This window comes from Flavobacterium macrobrachii (assembly GCF_014486675.1).
GTDB classification, from domain to species: domain Bacteria; phylum Bacteroidota; class Bacteroidia; order Flavobacteriales; family Flavobacteriaceae; genus Flavobacterium; species Flavobacterium macrobrachii.
Genome location: NZ_JACTAC010000224.1, coordinates 1 through 237, shown reverse-complemented (window position 1 = coordinate 237; position 237 = coordinate 1). Strand labels below are relative to the sequence as shown.

Below are 237 nucleotides of genomic sequence, written 5' to 3'. Positions count from 1 at the left end.
CGTTTAGCTAAAGTTCCATTTGCAGTTGTAGCTTATCCAAACCCATATTCAAGTGCATTCCAGTTAGATGTAAACACATCAGAAACTGCTGGAATTGACATTACAGTATATGATATGGTAGGACGATTAGTAGAACAACGTTCAGTATCAGTTAACGAGATAGAAACAGTAGCAATTGGTGAGCGTTATCCATCAGGTGTTTACAATGTAGTTGTAACACAAGGTGAGCAAACTAAA

General features: G+C 37.1%; 1 protein-coding gene. It reads left to right on the top strand.

The genetic code is table 11. The features are described from left to right. Positions 1 to 237 (top strand): T9SS type A sorting domain-containing protein (locus IAI56_RS16055; protein ID WP_187658805.1); only part of this gene is annotated, 237 nt, incomplete at both ends.